This window comes from Pseudoalteromonas sp. KAN5, assembly GCF_022846535.1.
GTDB lineage: Bacteria > Pseudomonadota > Gammaproteobacteria > Enterobacterales > Alteromonadaceae > Pseudoalteromonas > Pseudoalteromonas haloplanktis.
Genome location: NZ_AP025589.1, coordinates 2,631,345 through 2,647,994, shown reverse-complemented (window position 1 = coordinate 2,647,994; position 16,650 = coordinate 2,631,345). Strand labels below are relative to the sequence as shown.

Genomic DNA, 16,650 nt, shown 5'->3' with positions numbered 1-16,650 from the left:
ATTGTGCAGCCTTTTTTGTTTATGCTGGTCAAAGGTCAAAATTTATTTAAGGATAATATGTTTAAGCGTGTAGGTTGGGGGTTATTCATTCTACTGCTAAGTGTGTTGACACTTGGTTATGTTTTTCGCATGCCGCTCACTTTGCATTTTGCGGCCCCTTCATTACAGCAATCCGGTGTTGAATTGCATTGTTTGGACTGGTCGTTAACAAGCAATTTAGATCTCCATATAGAAAAAGCGTGTATTGGCTACCAAGGGCAGCAGCTTGAATTAGCTGATATAACGGTTAATACCAAACGGGTTACTATTAACCGTGCCAATCTTAGCGTAACGACTCCAACGTCTACTGCTGAGTCATCCACAGCAAAAAAATTGGCGTTAACACTCATTGAAAGTAGACCTTTACTGACGGTTAATCGGTTAGTGATCTCATATCCGCAGCTAGCCAACCCCCTGACTATCAGTATAAATGAACCCCTTTTGAATCAATTTGTGGTCAGTGGAGATATCACCGCTAGTGCGTCGTTATTTACAGATCGTATAACAGGGCAAGTGAAGCTTGATAATGAGTTAGTGAGCAAGGTAAGACACATTGCTAACTTGAATCTTAATAGTCAAAATCGCTTTAGTTTTGATGGTTTAAGTTTAACGCTTGATTCACAGATTGATGGCCAATACGTCGCTGAACTTGAAAATTGTGCAATTATATTTAAGGCCAATGGCCATGTAAGCAGCCAGTATGATTTAAACTCTCAGCGATTAATTTTGGATGCGCAGCAATTAACAAGCTCGCTAGATGCACAAGAAAATTGCTTGCAGCAAATAGCAAGATTAACAGCAGATACTAAGCAACAGCAATTTATTGCCAAGCAAATTCCACTTCATTGGCAGTTGCAATTACCTGACCAAATTGGCTGGCAGGATGGCAGCCTGAATCTAGATGCGATTAACTTTGTTGCTGCTACAAGTGAGTTAAGAATAAATAATCTCGATGTAAATAGTAATGATCTGCCCAACAGCCTAAAAGCCGAGCTGGCTTTTTCGCTGCAAAATGATGACATTAAAAAGTTTAGCATAACTACTAACATGGCTAATTATGACGTTGTAGGCAGGTATCAATTAGATCTAGTGCAGTTACCTGATTTTATTGCCGTAGATGCACAAAACATAACCAGTAACGGCGAGTTTACTGTAAAAGAGTTTTTGACTACAGCACAGGGAAAACTGTCTGCGAAGTTAGCGATTGGGAAGTTGGCTGTTGATGAACTCACTGTAAGCAAGTATCAAGGAACACTGACAGCAACAATTAATGAACAGCGTTATACAACAGCTGCACTCGCCAGCCAAGTCGATACAGTGAGTTTCAGCGATTATAAATTAACGCAACTAACAAATAACTTGAATGCCTCTGGTGACCTTGGAGTTGGAGAGCTGTTTATTGATATTAGCAGTGAAACTACTTTAGCAGCATTACAAAGTGAGGCAGTTGACCTTAACAATATCAAGGTAAGCTCTCGTGCAATGCAAAGCCGTGCATTGCAGGCTTCGCATCAAGTAATGATTGATGATATTAAAGTGATTGTTACACATCATATGAGTAGTACGGCACACCCTGTGGAAGTGATTATTCCTGAACAGTCGGTTTCACGATTTAACCCCATTTTACATCAGTTTGCTCCGCTTGCGACATTAACGGGGGGCTCTGTATCAGCCCATGTCAAAGGAGATGTTAACTTATTGGCCGCTGATATCACTGTACAGTTAAGTGGTATTAATGGCCTATATACAGATTACCTGCTCAATGGCTTTAGTAGTCAATTGGTAGGGAAGTATGATTCAGGCCTGCTTAATGTTAAGCCGACTAAATTTGATATTAATGAACTTCGTGCTGGTGCGATTGTTGAAAAGATAACTGGGCAATTGCAGATCAATAATAGTGAACCTGCCATCACAGCTATTACTGGTAACGTGATGGGAGGCAGCTTTACACTTGATAAGTACCGAGTGACTGAGCAGCCTCAGCAAGCGTTAGTCACATTTAAAAATATTGATGCAAGTAAAGTGATCACGCTTGATGAAAAGTCAGGGATCAGTTTAACGGGGCGAGTTACTGGCACATTACCGGTATATTTTTCTGAGTTAGGTATAGAAGTAAAAGAGGGGCAGCTCACAAACCAAGGTGCAGCGAAGCTACTTATTACTAATAATGCCGCTTTTAATGCGGTCAAAGCACAGCAGCAAGAGCTTAGCCCTATACTTGGTTTGCTTGAAGATTTAGATATTCAAAGTATTAAAAGTAGTGTTAATTTAAAACCAGATGGTTGGATGACCTTAGGCGTTAATTTACAAGGTTATAATAAACCACAAGCGCAGCAAGTTAACTTTAACTACAATCATGAAGAAAATGTGTTTACGCTATTACGAGCATTACGCTTAAGTGATGAAATTACACAAAAGGTTGAACAAGAGTATTCAACAAAAGGAAGTAATAATGACTAAATGGTTAGTGATAATAACAGCACTGGGTTTACTCAGTGCATGCACGCATCGTGTTGAGGTGGCAGCAAAAGAGCCAATAACAATCAACTTAAATGTAAAAGTTGATCATGAGATCCGCGTAAAAGTTGATAAAGAGCTCGATAATTTATTTAGTGATGACAGCGAATTATTCTAAGGAACCATTATGAGCAGAGTAAGAAATAAAAAATTAAATATAATCACATTGTTGAGTGCCTTTTGCTTGTCGTTCTCGGCGTGGGCAATTAGCTTAGATGATGCCAAAAACCAAGGTTTAGTGGGTGAGGATAGCTCGGGTTATTTGGGCCTTGTGGTACAAAATGCAGAGGCAAAAGCGGTTGTTGATGAAATCAATGAAAAACGAAAAGCACAATATTTAAAGCTGGCGAAAAAAAATAATCTGTCGCTTGCTCAAGTTGAAGCGTTAGCGGCAGCGAAAACGATTGAAAAAACTCAATCTGGTCACTTTATTGAAGTGAACGGCGAGTGGGTTAAAAAGTAAGCTATACTATGAGGGAACCGAGCTGTTAAGCGCTCGGTTTTTTGCATCCAGCAAGTAATTGTTGCCAAAAGTCGATGCCTTTACGGCGTGCTAAATTGATATTGTGTTCAGGGATAGATTCCGGCTCGTTGTACTCATCTAATGCGGCACTCATACTGGCTTCACGAATTAAATGCAAGGTTGGAAAAGGTGCTCGGTTCGTATAGTTGGCGGCATCACTTTCATCGCTATCGGCAAATACATAATCAGGATGAAAGTTAGCTATTTGGTACTTGCCCTCAAAGCCCTGTGCAACAAGTAATGCATTTGCTAAATCCACTAAATCTAAAAACGCTTCAAAATCAGCGAAGCCTTGTTCAAACATTAATAATGTCGTTTCTCGTGTTGGCTGCCTGTCAAGTTCAATACACTGCTCAATCATCTCCATCACGGCGTCATCAATGCTGGTGGCTTGGCTTGTTTGATAGTGAATACAATTGTTTTCCACTTCTTTACGGGCAAATGGACAGAAATTGTATTTAACAATGACACTTGAAACCCATTCGCGGGTTTGTTGTTCTGGTAAACTTAATGATGTTTGATCAGTCACGATTAGGCTCTAAATAGTGGTTAATAATAGCAATTGTTTTCGCAATTGCACCTTGGTTATTAGCCACACACACTGCGGCTTGCTCGCCTAGTTTTTTACAACGAACGGGTTGTTGATAAAGCTCTATTAGTTGCAAGCTTAATTCATCCGTGTTGGCTACTTGTTTAGCCCCACCAAGGGCAATTAGCTCTGGGTAAACATGGTTAAAGTTATAAGTATGTGGGCCCGTTAATACTCCCACAGAGAAAGCCGCTGATTCGAGCGGATTATGCCCACCGCGCTCAATTAAACTACCGCCGACATAGCTTATGTTAGCCATACCATATAAACATTGCAGTTCCCCCAAGGTATCGCCAAGGAGTACATGCTCGTTGTGATAGTCATTTTGACTACGACGGCTAAAGCTCAGAGTTGACTCGTGGAGTAATTCCGCAACTTTATCAAATTGTTCTGGGTGGCGCGGGGCAATAACCAGTAATGCATCTGGAGCTACTTCTAAAAGGCGTTGATGCGCGTTTAAGATTAATTGATGCTCAATAGGGTGGGTGGAACCAGCAACCCAAATAAAACGCTGACTATTGTATTGTGCTTTTAAAGTTTCAACTTTTAATAACTGTTCATCGGTTGGTTTTATATCAAACTTAATCGACCCTGTTACTTGTACTTTTCCTGCATCAAGGCCTAGCTCGATAAAGCGAGTGACATCGTCTTGGTTGTGACTTGCCAGTGCTGAGATAGAAGCCATCAGTGCTCGCGTCAGCGGCGCTACTTTTTGGTAACCACGTTGAGATTTCTCTGACAAGCGGGCATTAAGTACCAGTACCGGAATATTACGTTGTTTACTTTGTGCAAGTAAGTTTGGCCACAGCTCGGTTTCTAAAATACACAGCATAGCGGGTTTTACTTGCTTTAAAAATCGCGCAGTTGCACATGGGAAGTCAAGTGGTAAGTAGACGCATTGTACCGAGTCTTTAAAGTTGTTATATATTTGCTCCCGTCCTGTCGGTGTATTACACGTGATCATTAAGGAGTAAGTTGGCAGCTGACTTTGTAATTGTTTAATTAATGGCGATGCAGCTAACACTTCACCCACAGAGGCGCAGTGGAAGACGATAGTTGAATTTTTTTGTTCGCTAATAAGACCAAACCGCTCTGCAAAATATTCTCGGTAGCCAGGATTTTTTTTACCTCTTAACAGATACAAATAAAAGACAATAAGTGGGCTTAGCAGATAAAGAATCAGCGAATAAAAAAAACGAGCCATTTTCTAGCCTCAAATTATAAATGTTAATGATAACGCGGATACCTGCTGAGCAAAATGCGAAATTGTTAAAAATCGTTCCAGTTGCGAGTTTTGAGTGTTTAGTTGTGGCTAATTTGGTAATATTTCAGCACCTTTGTGAAAAATATAGTTGTTATGAAATTAAAATTGATAAAAGCCGCGGTTCTAAGCAGTTTTATAAGTTGCGCATTTCCTTTATTTGCAACACCTACTGCGTATCTACCGATTGGTATGGATGCACAGCTTGATCATCAGCTCGATACTTTATTTGCGCTTAGCTCTGGCACACCGATGGCTAAACCGTATCGTTTAACTGAAGTTGAAGCCGCACTGACTAAATTGCAAGATTCACAACCGAGTTTAGTTGCAGCCATACGTGCGAAAATCAAGCCTTACCAAGGTAGTGACAATATTACTCGCGTTGGTGTGAAACTTAGAGTTGATGGAGACAAATCAACTAAACTTGCTAATCAACGAGGTGTGAGTTCTGACGAATGGGGGCAGGTATTTTTTGAAGGTATTTGGCGTCCGAATGACTATACCTTGATGCAAGTTGGGGTGGATTACCGCGCTAAGCAAAATAAATTTGTGAACTATAATAGCTTTGTAAGTTTTGCTGGCGATGATCTACAACTAAATATCGGCTATAAGGAGCATTGGTTTTCGCCATTTAAACAATCAGCGCAAATCATTTCTACCAATGCCCGTACTTCACCGTCAATTTCATTAGGTATGGTGGCACCGGCGCATAATTGGTGGAACTTTGATTTTGAACTTTATTACTCCGAGCTTGAGCATGTTGAAAAAGGGATTTTATATCAAGGTGAGCTGCATGATGGCACCCCTCGTTTAGCAGGAACACATATTAGTATTGAGCCAGTTTCGGGCTGGAAAATTGGCTTAAACCGCATGATGCAATTTGGTGGTGGTCCCCGTGAAGTTGGCTTCAGCGATGTAGTAAAAGCGTTTTTTGATCCTGCAGGAAATGATAATGCAGCTATGGTTGAAGGTGGGCGAGATAATGAGTTAGGTGATCAATACGCCACAATCACAAGTAGCATAAATTTTGACTGGGGAATGCCTGCGGAATTTTATTTTGAATACGGTGGGGAAGATACTAAAAACCATAAAAATTACCAATTTGGAAATACGGTTGCTAGTGCAGGCTTATTCTTACCACTGCTAACAGATGATCTATCATTTAGGTATGAATATACCAATATGCATAGCCTATGGTACGTAAACGAAATATATCCAGTTTTTGGTAATACTAAAGATGGGTTTAGCACCGGCCACTTTGCGGCAGATCAGCGTTATTTAAATGAGCACGCCGATGAACCATTAAGAGTATATGCTGATGCTCCTCCGACTCAGGTTCATTCCGTAGAACTTGTCTATAATGATAATTTTAGTTCTTTGTGGCGTGCTAAATTAACCAGCATTGAAAATAAAAGTAATTATTTAAATGAATGGGGCCAAACAACTGCGGATTATGAACAAGCCATTGAGCTGCAAATTAGTAATAACCGCAAATGGCAAGAGTACAATATTGAAACTACGTTGACCTATGGTGAAGATGTGTTCGGTGATAACTATACGTGGTTATCCGTGGCACTTTTTTGGTAGTAATTAGTCAGACTTATTTTGAGGGGACTTTAAATGTCTAAAATTGATTCTGTAGCGACCAGCTACCTTGAAAGTTTAACTCGTCACCAAGTATTATTTGAAACGATGGAAACATACCATCCTCAAGTTATGCAATTACTTGAGGTTTGCCACAGTACTTTACAAGCGGGTGGTAAAGTGATTTGGTTTGGTAATGGTGGCAGCGCAGCAGATGCGCAGCACTTAGCGGCGGAGTTTGTGGTACGTTATAAATTAGAACGTGGTCCATTAGCATCTATGGCGCTAACAACAGATACTTCTATCTTAACTGCGCACAGTAACGACTATCACTTTGATACGGTATTTGAGCGTCAAGTACAGGCATTGTGTAAACCTGAAGATTTAGTGATTGGTTTAACGACCTCTGGCACCAGCGCTAATATAAATTTAGCACTTGCGGCAGCAAATGAAATTGGTGCCTTTACCGTTGCTTTTACTGGTCGCGATGGCGGCAAAGTTAAAGACATCGCAAAATTACCTATTATTATTAAAAATGATGAAACAGCGCGGATTCAAGAAGCGCATATGTTTATTGGTCATTGGTTGTGTGAAGCCATCGATATGGTCGTAGCGGGGCAAAATTAATGGATTTAGGGTTATTTAAGAACCTTTCTAACGCAAGAATTTTAGTGGTTGGTGATGTAATGCTGGACCGTTATTGGCATGGCGACTCTGGGCGTATATCTCCTGAAGCGCCAGTGCCGATTGTCAAAGTCAGTAAGTTTGAAGACAAAGCGGGTGGTGCTGCAAACGTAGCAAAAAATATTGCTCGGTTAGATGGTAAGGTTGGCTTACTTGGTCTTATTGGTGAAGATGAAAGTGGGCAAATTTTAGAAAATATTTTGGCCGATGAGCGCATTGACTCACAACTAGTAAGTGTGTGTGATTTACCAACGATTTCAAAAATGCGTGTGATCAGTCGTCATCAACAAGTGGTGCGGTTAGATTTAGAAGAAACATTTACCGACCAGCACAGTCAATTGCTACTTAATCGGTTAGAGTTGGTATTAGATCAATATGATTTAGTGGTGTTTTCTGATTATGCGAAAGGCTCATTGAGTTTAATTCAACAGATGATCCAAGTTGCAAAAGCAGCAGGTAAAATTGTATTAATTGATCCTAAATCACCAGATTTAAATTTATATCGTGGTGCTGACTATATTACTCCCAACTTGAATGAGTTTAAACTTGCTGGTGGTAAAACTGATTCAGAACAAAGCTTGACTGATAGCGCACGGGTACTCATTAAAGGTGCCGGTGTTGCAGCAATGCTTTTAACTCGTTCAGAGCAAGGGATGTCGCTTATCAGTGCTGATGAAAAGCACGATTTTGCTGCACAGCAGCTTGAAGTAAGTGATGTAACGGGAGCAGGCGACACTGTTATTGCAACTCTTGCGGTAATGTTAGGTGCTGGCATGCAGCCTAAAGATGCCGTTGAGATTGCTAACCTAGCTGCCGGTATTGCAGTGAGTAAATTAGGTGCTGCAACGGTATCGCCAGAAGAGCTAAGCCGCAAACTAGGTCAATATTTACAAAAGACCGGTGAGCATTATCAAACGCCATTTGATGATGTGCTAAAGCATATTGAGTTTGCAAAGCAAAATGGTGAAACAATTGTGTTCACAAATGGTTGCTTTGATATTCTTCATGCTGGGCATGTACGCTATTTAGCGCAAGCTAAAGCACGAGGAGATCGTTTAGTCGTCGGCTTAAATAACGATGAATCAATCACCCGTTTGAAAGGCCCTGAGCGTCCTATTAATCCGTTGGATGAGCGAGCTATGGTGCTGAGCGCTTTGGCATCAGTCGATTGGGTTATCCCATTTGGTGCCGTAGAAGAAAACGATACACCAGCTAAATTAATCGAGCTTATAAGCCCTGATATTTTAGTGAAGGGAGGCGATTACACTGTAGAGCAAATAGCGGGTGCTGAACATGTACTTCGCCATGGTGGCAAAGTCGAGGTGTTGGAGTTTTTAAATGGCTGCTCTACATCAAAAGTAATCAGTAAAATAAAGGCTTAACGGTTATGTTTAAGGGCGCTCTGGTATGCTGCGTGTAACTGCTGCCAGTCGCTTTGCTGCCAATGCATAACATGATTTCGTCCTTGCTCCTTATTAAACGAGCGAGCAAGGCGAGCCATATTTGCTTGTTGCCAATTAAGGTGTGGAGTTCTTAATTCACCTCGGTCAAAGTCGATAATAAATACGTCACCCGCTTCATTAAATAAAATATTATTTATATTTAAATCAGCATGATACACCCCATTGTTATGGAATTTAGCAATTGTCTCGGCAATTTTTAGCAATTCCAGCTCAGTTAAATTACGTATTTTTAGCACATCTAACAGGCTTTGTGCGCCAGCAATGGCTTGAGTAATAATATCACCGCGGTATATTAAACCATTTACACTGATCTTTGCTGCAATTGGCATTGGTACGTTTAAACCAAGCTTGATCAATCGCATCATCAGCGCAAATTCTTGGTATACTCGGGTTTTTGCAACGTCCCTGTAAAGGTATTGATCGCTTAATACTTTACCTACTAAGCCGCCACGCCAGTAATGTCTAAGCACGGCTGTTAGGTCGTTATGGCAAAAAAACCATGCTGTCGCGCGGCCTTTTTTGGTACCAACGATCTTATCCTGCTGCTGCCAGTACTCAGCATCAAACCAATTTAAGCTTATTAAAGCACTGTATTCAGGGTGGCTTAAAATGATGTGCTCATTAATGGTTTGTTGGTTAAACATAATGTATTTACTTGATTACAGGCGATAACGGTATCTTAACCTGTTTTAAAGCTGAGTATAAGTACTTGCAATAGCGAGTAGTTAATTTAAGATCATTACTATTACCAAGCATAAGCTAAGGATTTCTGTGACTGACTCAATCACCTATTCAGATATTTGTATTTTAAGACTCTCCGCAATTGGTGATGTTTGTCATGCTGTATCGGCGGTGCAAGCGATTCAAAAAGCGCACCCAAATGCAAAAATCACCTGGGTGATTGGTAAAGTTGAAGCCATGTTGCTGGCAGGTTTACCCGGTGTTGAGCTGGTGGTGTTTGATAAAAAGCAAGGGAAGGCGGCTTATCAACAGCTAAAACTGCAGTTTAAAGGCCGTAAGTTTGATGTGTTACTGCATATGCAAGTAGCATTAAGGGCTAATTTAGTCGCGCGTTGTATCCCTGCGAAAGTTAAAATTGGCTTTGATTGGGTTCGCTCTAAAGAATTACATAGTTTATTTATTAATAAACGTATAGCAGCGCAGCAGCAGGCTCATGTGTTAGAAGGCTTTAAAGGTTTTGCACAAGCGATAGGTGTTGCAGATTATCAGCCTAATTGGGCTATGCCCGTCACTGAGCAGGACCAAATAACAGCGGATGAATTACTTGGCGCAGAGCGATTAGCCGGGCGCATTTTTGTGATTTCACCTGCCGCGAGTAAAAAAGAGCGTAACTGGCTTGCTGAGCGTTACGCTAAGCTTGCCGAGCATGCGCACAGCCAAGGTTTTCATGTGGTGATCACTGGCGGTCCAACTGAGCTTGAAGTGACACTCAGTAATGAGATTATCGCTGCCACTAGCACACCTATTGTTAACCTTGTGGGTAAAACAAAGCTTAAGCAACTGTTATGTGTATTAAAGCGAGCGGCATTAGTTCTAGCTCCTGATACTGGTCCTGCGCATATGGCGGTAACCGTGGGCACACCGGTAATTGGTTTATATGCTCATTCAAACCCAAAGCGAACAGGGCCTTATTTATATCAAAACTATGTTGTTGAGGTTTACCATCAAAACTTACTCAAGCAAACAGGTAAAACGGCTGAACAACTACCTTGGGGCACGCGAATTAAAGGCAGTGACTTAATGAGTCAAATAACAGTTGATGAAGTAACCTTGATGTTTGACCTTGTGGTAAAAAAAGAGCAGTTATGAGTCGTTTTAATAAAGCCTTATTTTTAGATCGTGATGGTGTGGTTAATATTGATCATGGTTATGTTTATGAGCCTGATAAGTTTGAATTTGTGCCTGGCGTGTTTGCCGCATGTAAAGCGTTTGTCGATGCGGGTTATAAACTGATCATCGTGACTAACCAATCAGGGATTGGCCGCGGTTATTATTCTGAGGCTGATTTTCATATATTGACACACTGGATGATAAGTCAATTTGCTGAGCATCAAGTCACTGTCGCGGATGTTTATTTTTGCCCCCACCACCCAAAAAAAGCCTTACCAGCTTATCTAAAACTGTGTGATTGTCGCAAGCCAGCAGCAGGCATGCTATTACAAGGTATTGCTGAACATCATATTGATGTCACTCAAAGTATTATGGTGGGTGATAAACTCAGTGATATGCAAGCGGCAAGTAAAGCTGCTATAGGCACTCGGGTGCTGGTACGGTCAGGGCAAAAGTTTGATGCCCTAGCTATCGACTCGGCGGATTATGTTTGTGATTCGTTAGCTGATTTACCCGCATTACTGCTATAACCGAATGTAAACTGGCAGCATAAGTTGTCAGTTCCTTATTTATGCGATGAACTACAAACAGTGCATTTGTTTGACTAAACTTTTACAATAGCCGCATAGATGAGCCGTGTTAATTCATGTTCGCTCGCCCCGTTCAATAAATTGGAGATTTCAGATGAGAGCATCTGCGTTTTTTAGCCAGCTTCAGCAGCAAATTGATGAAGTAAAAGCCGAAGGTTTGTATAAAAATGAGCGAGTGATCACATCACAGCAGCAAGCTCAAATTCAAGTAGCTTCTGGCGACCAAGTTATTAATTTTTGTGCTAATAATTACTTAGGTTTGGCAAATAGCTCCGAGCTTATTCAAGCCGCACAGCAAGGCTTAGACGCGCATGGCTTTGGTGTTGCATCGGTGCGTTTTATTTGTGGAACGCAAGACATTCACAAAACGTTAGAGCAAAAAATCAGTGCATTTTTAGAAACAGAAGACACTATCTTATATTCATCGTGTTTTGATGCGAATACGGGGTTATTTGAAACAATTTTAGGCGCAGACGATGCGATTATTTCCGACTCGTTAAATCACGCATCGATCATTGATGGTGTGCGCTTATGTAAAGCTAAACGTTTCCGTTATGCAAATAACGATATGGCTGACCTAGAAAAGCAATTGATTGCCGCTGATGAAGCGGGTGCAAAAACAAAACTTATTGCAACCGATGGCGTGTTCTCTATGGATGGCGTGATCTGTAATTTAGAAGCAGTTTGTGATCTTGCTGATAAATATGATGCGCTTGTTATGGTTGATGACTCACATGCCGTTGGTTTTGTTGGTGAAAATGGTAAAGGCACACCTGAGTACTGTAATGTGTTAGACCGTGTCGATATTATTACTGGCACCTTAGGTAAAGCGCTTGGTGGTGCATCGGGCGGCTATACATCAGGTAAAAAAGAAATTGTTGAATGGTTGCGTCAACGTTCTCGTCCTTATTTATTCTCTAACTCATTGGCTCCTTCAATTGTTACTGCATCAATCAAAGTGCTTGAAATGCTAGAAAACGGTGGTGAGTTACGTGCTAAGTTATGGTCAAACGCAAAATACTTCCGCGAGCAAATGGAAGCGGCTGGCTTTACCTGTGCCGGTAAAGATCACGCGATAATTCCAGTAATGCTAGGAGATGCTAAAATCGCATCAGCGATGGCAGATAAATTGTTAGCAGAAGGTATCTACGTGACTGGTTTTTCTTTCCCTGTTGTACCAAAAGGCCAAGCACGTATTCGTACACAAATTTCAGCTGCGCATAGTATTGAACAATTAGATATCGCAATTGACGCCTTTACCCGTATTGGTAAAGAAATGGGTGTTATTTAATTAATTTATTTTAAGCCGTTGCCTTTGCAGCGGTTTTTTTATTGAGTGTGATTCATGAAAGCATTATCTAAATTAAAAGCAGAGCCAGGTATTTGGATGACTGATGCGCCAAAACCTGAAGTTGGCCATAACGACTTATTAATTAAAATTCGCAAAACTGCGATTTGTGGTACTGACGTACATATTTACAAGTGGGATGAATGGGCGCAAAACACCATTCCTACCCCTATGGTGGTAGGCCATGAATATGTAGGTGAAGTAGTTGATATGGGCCAAGAAGTACGTGGCTTTAGTGTAGGTGACCGGGTCTCAGGCGAAGGTCATATCACTTGTGGCCACTGTCGTAACTGTCGTGCAGGACGAGTTCATCTATGCCGAAATACAACGGGTGTAGGTGTAAATCGTGAAGGTGCATTTGCAGAATATTTAGTGATCCCAGCATTTAATGCATTTAAAATTCCAGACAATATTAGCGATGAGCTAGCCTCTATTTTTGACCCGTTTGGTAATGCTGTACACACGGCATTGTCGTTTGATTTAGTGGGTGAAGATGTATTGATCACAGGTGCAGGGCCAATTGGTATTATGGCAGCGGCAGTGGCTAAGCATGTGGGGGCTCGTCACGTTGTTATTACTGACGTTAATGAATATCGCCTAGATTTAGCCCGTAAAATGGGGGCGACTCGTGCCGTCAATGTTGCAAATGAAAAGCTTGAAGATGTAATGAAAGAGCTTGGTATGACAGAGGGCTTTGATATTGGACTTGAAATGTCAGGTGTGCCGGTTGCATTTAATGGTATGTTAAATAACATGAACCATGGCGGTAAAATTGCCATGCTAGGTATTCCGCCATCAGACATGGCAGTTGATTGGAACCAAGTTATTTTTAAAGGCTTAGTGATCAAAGGGATTTACGGCCGCGAAATGTTTGAAACTTGGTACAAAATGGCCAGCCTTATTCAATCAGGGCTTGATCTAAACCCAATCATTACGCATCAATATTCAATAGATGACTTCCAGGCTGGCTTTGATATGATGATTTCAGGTCAATCGGGTAAAGTTATTCTAAATTGGGATTAATTCAATTTAGGCGTTAAGAAGGGCGGCTTAGGTCGCCTTTTATATTTAGAGAGTATTATGGCATTTAAACATATTTCAATTGCACAAACACAAGCTATGTTAGGCCGCGAAGATGTCGTTATTGCAGATATCCGCGATCCTAATTCGTATCAAGCAGGACATATTCCAGGCTCTGAACATTTATCAAATGCTAATATTGGCGAATTTATGATGAACAAAGAGTTTGACCAGCCAATTATTATTGTGTGTTATCACGGTATGAGTTCACAAGGTGCTGCTAATTACTTATCTGAACAGGGCTTTGAAGATGTATATAGTATGGATGGCGGCTTTACCCAGTGGGAAGTTCAGCTACCAGAGCAGGTAGAACAATGATAGAGCTTGGCAGTATAAATAACCCACGTGCTGCGCAAGGTTTTATTGATTATATAAAAAGCCAAGGGATACATGGCGAGTTACGCTCAGAGGATGGCACCACGGTTATTATTTGTGTTGCCCCAGAGCACTTTCACCAAGCACAACCATTATGGTTAGCATTCGTTGAAAATCCAAACCATGTACGTTACCAAGAAGCATCATGGCAAGTAGGCAGTACTGAGTCGCCGCTCACATACCAAGGCCAAGGATTAAATTTAAAAACACGCTTTAAAGCACTCAGCTGGTTAAATCAAACCGTCACCCTTCTTTGTGTAGGCATTTATTTGGCGTTTTTAATGGGTGGCTTCGAGTCAATTTATAGTGCATTACAGTTTAAACCCGACCAGCCGTTAACTTGGCTGACACCGGCAATTGTGCATTTTACTGCGGTGCACTTAGTGTTTAATATTATGTGGTGGATCACTTTAGGTGATGGCATTGAAAAGCTCAGTGGTAAAAGTACTTTAATGGGGCTTTTTTTAGTGACCGCACTATTTAGTAATTGGGCCGAGTTTATTATGGTAGGTCCAAACTTTGGTGGCTTGAGTGGTGTAGTTTATGGCTTGCTTGGTTTTTGTTGGATCCATCGAGTTCTAAATCCGCAACAGCCAGCTTTAGTAACCAATGGTATTATCGGCTTTATGTTGATTTGGTTGGTACTTGGCTTTGGCGATATGTTGTTTGTAAGTATGGCTAATTGGGCACACTTAGGTGGCTTAGTAAGCGGTATGGCTTATGCGTTTACCGCTCAGTTATTCACTAAAAATACAGTTAAACCTCAATGATAGAGGTATTTAGTAAATAATACTTCGCGGATGATCTCTTGCCCTGTTTCTTGCTTTAGCAGGGTTTTGAGTTTATCCGCACAGCGTTTTCTGATCTCTTCTCGGCCAGTCAGTGATTTAATTTTTTCTTCAGGTTCTTTAGATAGAATTTCCACTAACGCATCACGTAGTAATGGCGTGTGGTGCTCAACAATAGCAATAGTTGACATATCGCTGAGCATTAAATCAACTGTAATACGTACATACCCCAGTTTTTTATTACCTTGGCCGATGTAATTAGTAATAATATCGGGCTCAAAGCCAAAGTAGCCGACGGTAGATTCTGCACGGCTCATAAAACTGCTAAATAAGCTAACAAGCAAAGTGCTAATTAAAATACCAACGTAAAGGGTTTTTTTCATATTCAGTAATAGGCCATGCGATTAATACTTATTAGTCTATACGTAATAATAGCTAAGATACAGGTTGATGAAGCTATTATATTCATTAATCATCACTTTTTCCTAAGCGCAGGCAGTGGTATCATTTATAAGGTTGTTATTAAATAGAGTTAGCGTGATCACTTTTCCTGTTTCTGTAGCTGCAAATTGGCAGTTAGGCACATCAATCAATTCTTTGTCAGGCATTGAGCAAGACTGGTTACTTGAACCCAATTCATTGACTGCCAAATTAAAACAACATTGTACTGAATTTACGGTTCAGGTATTAAATGAACAAACCTTTTCACTCACCCACAAACAACAACAATTATTAGCGTGTTCTCAGTCGTTAGCTATTAACCGTGAAGTTTTATTACTTTGTGATGCTAAACCTATGGTTTATGCGCAAAGTTGGCTGCCTGTTAGTGATGCTATGCAACGACAGCAGTTATTGGCACTGGGAGATAGGCCATTGGGCGATGTGATTTTTCAGCATCCAGACCTAAAACGCACTGAAATAGAAGTCGCGCAGTTTGATTGCCTGCATCCTGTGCAGCAACTCGTAAGTCAATATTCAGAAGTGACAAAGCCGCTATGGGGGCGTCGTAGTGTTTTCTCGTTAGCTCAAAGCCGTTTTTTAGTTGCAGAGATTTTTTTGCCGGAGGCTTATTTATATTTATGAAACTAGCTGCATTACACACCGCTCATCTACCTTATTATAAGCAACTAATGCGCATTGATAAGCCCATTGGCACCTTACTGTTATTGTGGCCTACTTATTGGGCTCTTTGGTTGGCAAGTGATGGTATGCCAAGCTTACTTTACCTAATCGTATTTAGTTTAGGTGTATTTGTAATGCGCAGTGCTGGGTGTGTCATCAATGATTTTGCTGATCGTAACATTGATGGTGCTGTAAAGCGCACAGCTCAAAGGCCTCTCGTAGCAGGTATGGTGAGTAGTGGTGAAGCCCTGAGCTTATTTTTCTTACTGATCCTCATCGCATTTATACTGGTGCTATTTTTAGGTTGGCAAACTATTTTGCTTTCATTTGGGGCATTACTATTGGCATTTAGCTACCCATTTATGAAACGTTACACTCAGTTACCGCAGGTTGTATTGGGGGCTGCATTTGGCTGGGCTATTCCGATGGCCTTTATGGCTGTGACTGGCAGTGTGCCTCTACTGGCTTGGCTACTGTTTACGGCTAATATCGCCTGGACAGTTGCTTACGATACTATGTACGCAATGGTTGATAGAGATGATGATTTAAAGGTTGGTGTAAAGTCGACAGCAATATTGTTTGGTAGCGCAGATAGAATCATTATTTTTGCGCTAAATGGTATCTTTGTTGGTTTATTGGCTTTGATTGGATATATGAGCCAATTAACCATGCCTTATTGGCTCAGTTTATGTGTCGCGAGTGGTTTTTTAATTTATCAACAATGGCTAATACATAGCCGTGATAGAGAGCAATGCTTTAAAGCCTTCTTAAACAATCATTATGTTGGTATGGTAATATTTGTTGGTTTAATGACATCTTTACCATTCAGTTTATAG

18 protein-coding genes are annotated in these 16,650 nt (G+C 40.9%); 14 read left to right on the top strand and 4 right to left on the bottom strand.

Annotated features, from left to right (window positions below; all coding sequences use genetic code 11):
- Window positions 1-57 precede the first annotated feature (57 nt).
- Genes KAN5_RS11790 through KAN5_RS11780 form a run of 3 tightly spaced genes read left to right on the top strand, consistent with a single transcriptional unit; the run spans window position 58 to window position 3,019 of the window.
- Window positions 58-2,499 (top strand): YdbH domain-containing protein, encoded by a 2,442-nt coding sequence (locus KAN5_RS11790; protein ID WP_244389765.1) that lies wholly within the window; start codon window positions 58-60, stop codon window positions 2,497-2,499.
- Window positions 2,492-2,674, top strand: a complete 183-nt coding sequence (locus KAN5_RS11785) for a YnbE family lipoprotein (protein ID WP_016708368.1) — start codon at window positions 2,492-2,494, stop codon at window positions 2,672-2,674. Before KAN5_RS11790 ends, KAN5_RS11785 begins: the two co-directional genes overlap by 8 nt.
- A 9-nt stretch (window positions 2,675-2,683) precedes the next feature.
- Window positions 2,684-3,019 (top strand): YdbL family protein, encoded by a 336-nt coding sequence (locus tag KAN5_RS11780; RefSeq protein ID WP_016708367.1) that lies wholly within the window; start codon window positions 2,684-2,686, stop codon window positions 3,017-3,019.
- A gap of 25 nt (window positions 3,020-3,044) precedes the next feature.
- Here the strand turns inward: KAN5_RS11780 and KAN5_RS11775 are convergent, their stop codons facing one another.
- Window positions 3,045-3,608 carry a DUF1415 domain-containing protein gene (locus KAN5_RS11775; RefSeq protein ID WP_138553853.1) on the bottom strand — a complete coding sequence of 188 codons (564 nt, stop codon included), beginning with the start codon at window positions 3,606-3,608 and terminating at the stop codon, window positions 3,045-3,047.
- Window positions 3,601-4,872: a lipid IV(A) 3-deoxy-D-manno-octulosonic acid transferase gene (gene waaA, locus KAN5_RS11770; RefSeq protein ID WP_244389764.1), complete on the bottom strand. Its 1,272-nt coding sequence runs from the start codon at window positions 4,870-4,872 to the stop codon at window positions 3,601-3,603. The genes KAN5_RS11775 and waaA overlap by 8 nt, the downstream gene beginning before the upstream one ends.
- A gap of 153 nt (window positions 4,873-5,025) precedes the next feature.
- Here waaA and KAN5_RS11765 point away from each other — a divergent pair, with 153 nt between their 5' ends.
- The 3 genes from KAN5_RS11765 to hldE are packed head-to-tail and all read left to right on the top strand — an operon-like array spanning window position 5,026 to window position 8,579.
- Complete coding sequence (locus tag KAN5_RS11765) at window positions 5,026-6,516, top strand: capsule assembly Wzi family protein (protein ID WP_244389763.1); 1,491 nt, start codon at window positions 5,026-5,028, stop codon at window positions 6,514-6,516.
- A gap of 33 nt (window positions 6,517-6,549) precedes the next feature.
- Complete coding sequence (locus KAN5_RS11760; protein WP_016708363.1) at window positions 6,550-7,140, top strand: SIS domain-containing protein; 591 nt, start codon at window positions 6,550-6,552, stop codon at window positions 7,138-7,140.
- Window positions 7,140-8,579 carry a bifunctional D-glycero-beta-D-manno-heptose-7-phosphate kinase/D-glycero-beta-D-manno-heptose 1-phosphate adenylyltransferase HldE gene (hldE, locus tag KAN5_RS11755; RefSeq protein WP_244389762.1) on the top strand — a complete coding sequence of 480 codons (1,440 nt, stop codon included), beginning with the start codon at window positions 7,140-7,142 and terminating at the stop codon, window positions 8,577-8,579. The genes KAN5_RS11760 and hldE overlap by 1 nt, the downstream gene beginning before the upstream one ends.
- Here hldE and KAN5_RS11750 read toward each other — a convergent pair.
- The gene (locus KAN5_RS11750; protein WP_016708361.1) at window positions 8,576-9,304 is read right to left on the bottom strand and encodes a 3-deoxy-D-manno-octulosonic acid kinase; all 729 of its coding nucleotides are present in this window, start codon (window positions 9,302-9,304) and stop codon (window positions 8,576-8,578) included. The two genes, hldE and KAN5_RS11750, sit on opposite strands and share 4 nt — an antisense overlap.
- A 127-nt stretch (window positions 9,305-9,431) precedes the next feature.
- Here KAN5_RS11750 and KAN5_RS11745 point away from each other — a divergent pair, with 127 nt between their 5' ends.
- From KAN5_RS11745 to glpG, 6 genes are all read left to right on the top strand, one after another.
- On the top strand, window positions 9,432-10,490 hold the full coding sequence (locus KAN5_RS11745; RefSeq protein WP_244389761.1) for a glycosyltransferase family 9 protein: 1,059 nt from the start codon (window positions 9,432-9,434) through the stop codon (window positions 10,488-10,490).
- On the top strand, window positions 10,487-11,041 hold the full coding sequence (gene gmhB, locus KAN5_RS11740) for a D-glycero-beta-D-manno-heptose 1,7-bisphosphate 7-phosphatase (protein ID WP_016708359.1): 555 nt from the start codon (window positions 10,487-10,489) through the stop codon (window positions 11,039-11,041). Before KAN5_RS11745 ends, gmhB begins: the two co-directional genes overlap by 4 nt.
- 154 nt (window positions 11,042-11,195) lie before the next feature.
- Entirely contained in the window at window positions 11,196-12,392 is a 1,197-nt protein-coding gene (locus KAN5_RS11735) for a glycine C-acetyltransferase (protein WP_016708358.1), read from the top strand.
- Window positions 12,393-12,446: 54 nt separating this feature from the next.
- Window positions 12,447-13,472: an L-threonine 3-dehydrogenase gene (gene tdh / locus KAN5_RS11730; protein ID WP_016708357.1), complete on the top strand. Its 1,026-nt coding sequence runs from the start codon at window positions 12,447-12,449 to the stop codon at window positions 13,470-13,472.
- A 57-nt stretch (window positions 13,473-13,529) separates the two neighbouring features.
- On the top strand, window positions 13,530-13,847 hold the full coding sequence (glpE, locus tag KAN5_RS11725; protein WP_016708356.1) for a thiosulfate sulfurtransferase GlpE: 318 nt from the start codon (window positions 13,530-13,532) through the stop codon (window positions 13,845-13,847).
- Window positions 13,844-14,674 (top strand): rhomboid family intramembrane serine protease GlpG, encoded by an 831-nt coding sequence (gene glpG / locus KAN5_RS11720; RefSeq protein WP_138553846.1) that lies wholly within the window; start codon window positions 13,844-13,846, stop codon window positions 14,672-14,674. Before glpE ends, glpG begins: the two co-directional genes overlap by 4 nt.
- Here the strand turns inward: glpG and KAN5_RS11715 are convergent.
- Window positions 14,668-15,075: a flagellar basal body-associated protein FliL gene (locus KAN5_RS11715; RefSeq protein ID WP_016708354.1), complete on the bottom strand. Its 408-nt coding sequence runs from the start codon at window positions 15,073-15,075 to the stop codon at window positions 14,668-14,670. The two genes, glpG and KAN5_RS11715, sit on opposite strands and share 7 nt — an antisense overlap.
- A 154-nt stretch (window positions 15,076-15,229) precedes the next feature.
- Here KAN5_RS11715 and KAN5_RS11710 point away from each other — a divergent pair, with 154 nt between their 5' ends.
- Both KAN5_RS11710 and ubiA read left to right on the top strand, forming a co-directional pair.
- The gene (locus KAN5_RS11710) at window positions 15,230-15,775 is read left to right on the top strand and encodes a chorismate lyase (RefSeq protein WP_016708352.1); all 546 of its coding nucleotides are present in this window, start codon (window positions 15,230-15,232) and stop codon (window positions 15,773-15,775) included.
- Window positions 15,772-16,650 (top strand): 4-hydroxybenzoate octaprenyltransferase, encoded by an 879-nt coding sequence (ubiA, locus tag KAN5_RS11705; protein ID WP_244389760.1) that lies wholly within the window; start codon window positions 15,772-15,774, stop codon window positions 16,648-16,650. The genes KAN5_RS11710 and ubiA overlap by 4 nt, the downstream gene beginning before the upstream one ends.

Bases quoted from the DNA above. Each gene is read 5' to 3' on its own strand.
- KAN5_RS11790 (WP_244389765.1), top strand. From the start codon at position 58: ATGTTTAAGCGTGTAGGTTGGGGGTTATTCATTCTACTGCTAAGTGTG.
- KAN5_RS11785 (WP_016708368.1), top strand. From the start codon at position 2,492: ATGACTAAATGGTTAGTGATAATAACAGCACTGGGTTTACTCAGTGCA.
- KAN5_RS11780 (WP_016708367.1), top strand. From the start codon at position 2,684: ATGAGCAGAGTAAGAAATAAAAAATTAAATATAATCACATTGTTGAGT.
- waaA (WP_244389764.1), bottom strand. From the start codon at position 4,872: ATGGCTCGTTTTTTTTATTCGCTGATTCTTTATCTGCTAAGCCCACTT.
- KAN5_RS11765 (WP_244389763.1), top strand. From the start codon at position 5,026: ATGAAATTAAAATTGATAAAAGCCGCGGTTCTAAGCAGTTTTATAAGT.
- KAN5_RS11760 (WP_016708363.1), top strand. From the start codon at position 6,550: ATGTCTAAAATTGATTCTGTAGCGACCAGCTACCTTGAAAGTTTAACT.
- hldE (WP_244389762.1), top strand. From the start codon at position 7,140: ATGGATTTAGGGTTATTTAAGAACCTTTCTAACGCAAGAATTTTAGTG.
- KAN5_RS11750 (WP_016708361.1), bottom strand. From the start codon at position 9,304: ATGTTTAACCAACAAACCATTAATGAGCACATCATTTTAAGCCACCCT.
- gmhB (WP_016708359.1), top strand. From the start codon at position 10,487: ATGAGTCGTTTTAATAAAGCCTTATTTTTAGATCGTGATGGTGTGGTT.
- KAN5_RS11735 (WP_016708358.1), top strand. From the start codon at position 11,196: ATGAGAGCATCTGCGTTTTTTAGCCAGCTTCAGCAGCAAATTGATGAA.
- tdh (WP_016708357.1), top strand. From the start codon at position 12,447: ATGAAAGCATTATCTAAATTAAAAGCAGAGCCAGGTATTTGGATGACT.
- glpE (WP_016708356.1), top strand. From the start codon at position 13,530: ATGGCATTTAAACATATTTCAATTGCACAAACACAAGCTATGTTAGGC.
- glpG (WP_138553846.1), top strand. From the start codon at position 13,844: ATGATAGAGCTTGGCAGTATAAATAACCCACGTGCTGCGCAAGGTTTT.
- KAN5_RS11715 (WP_016708354.1), bottom strand. From the start codon at position 15,075: ATGAAAAAAACCCTTTACGTTGGTATTTTAATTAGCACTTTGCTTGTT.
- ubiA (WP_244389760.1), top strand. From the start codon at position 15,772: ATGAAACTAGCTGCATTACACACCGCTCATCTACCTTATTATAAGCAA.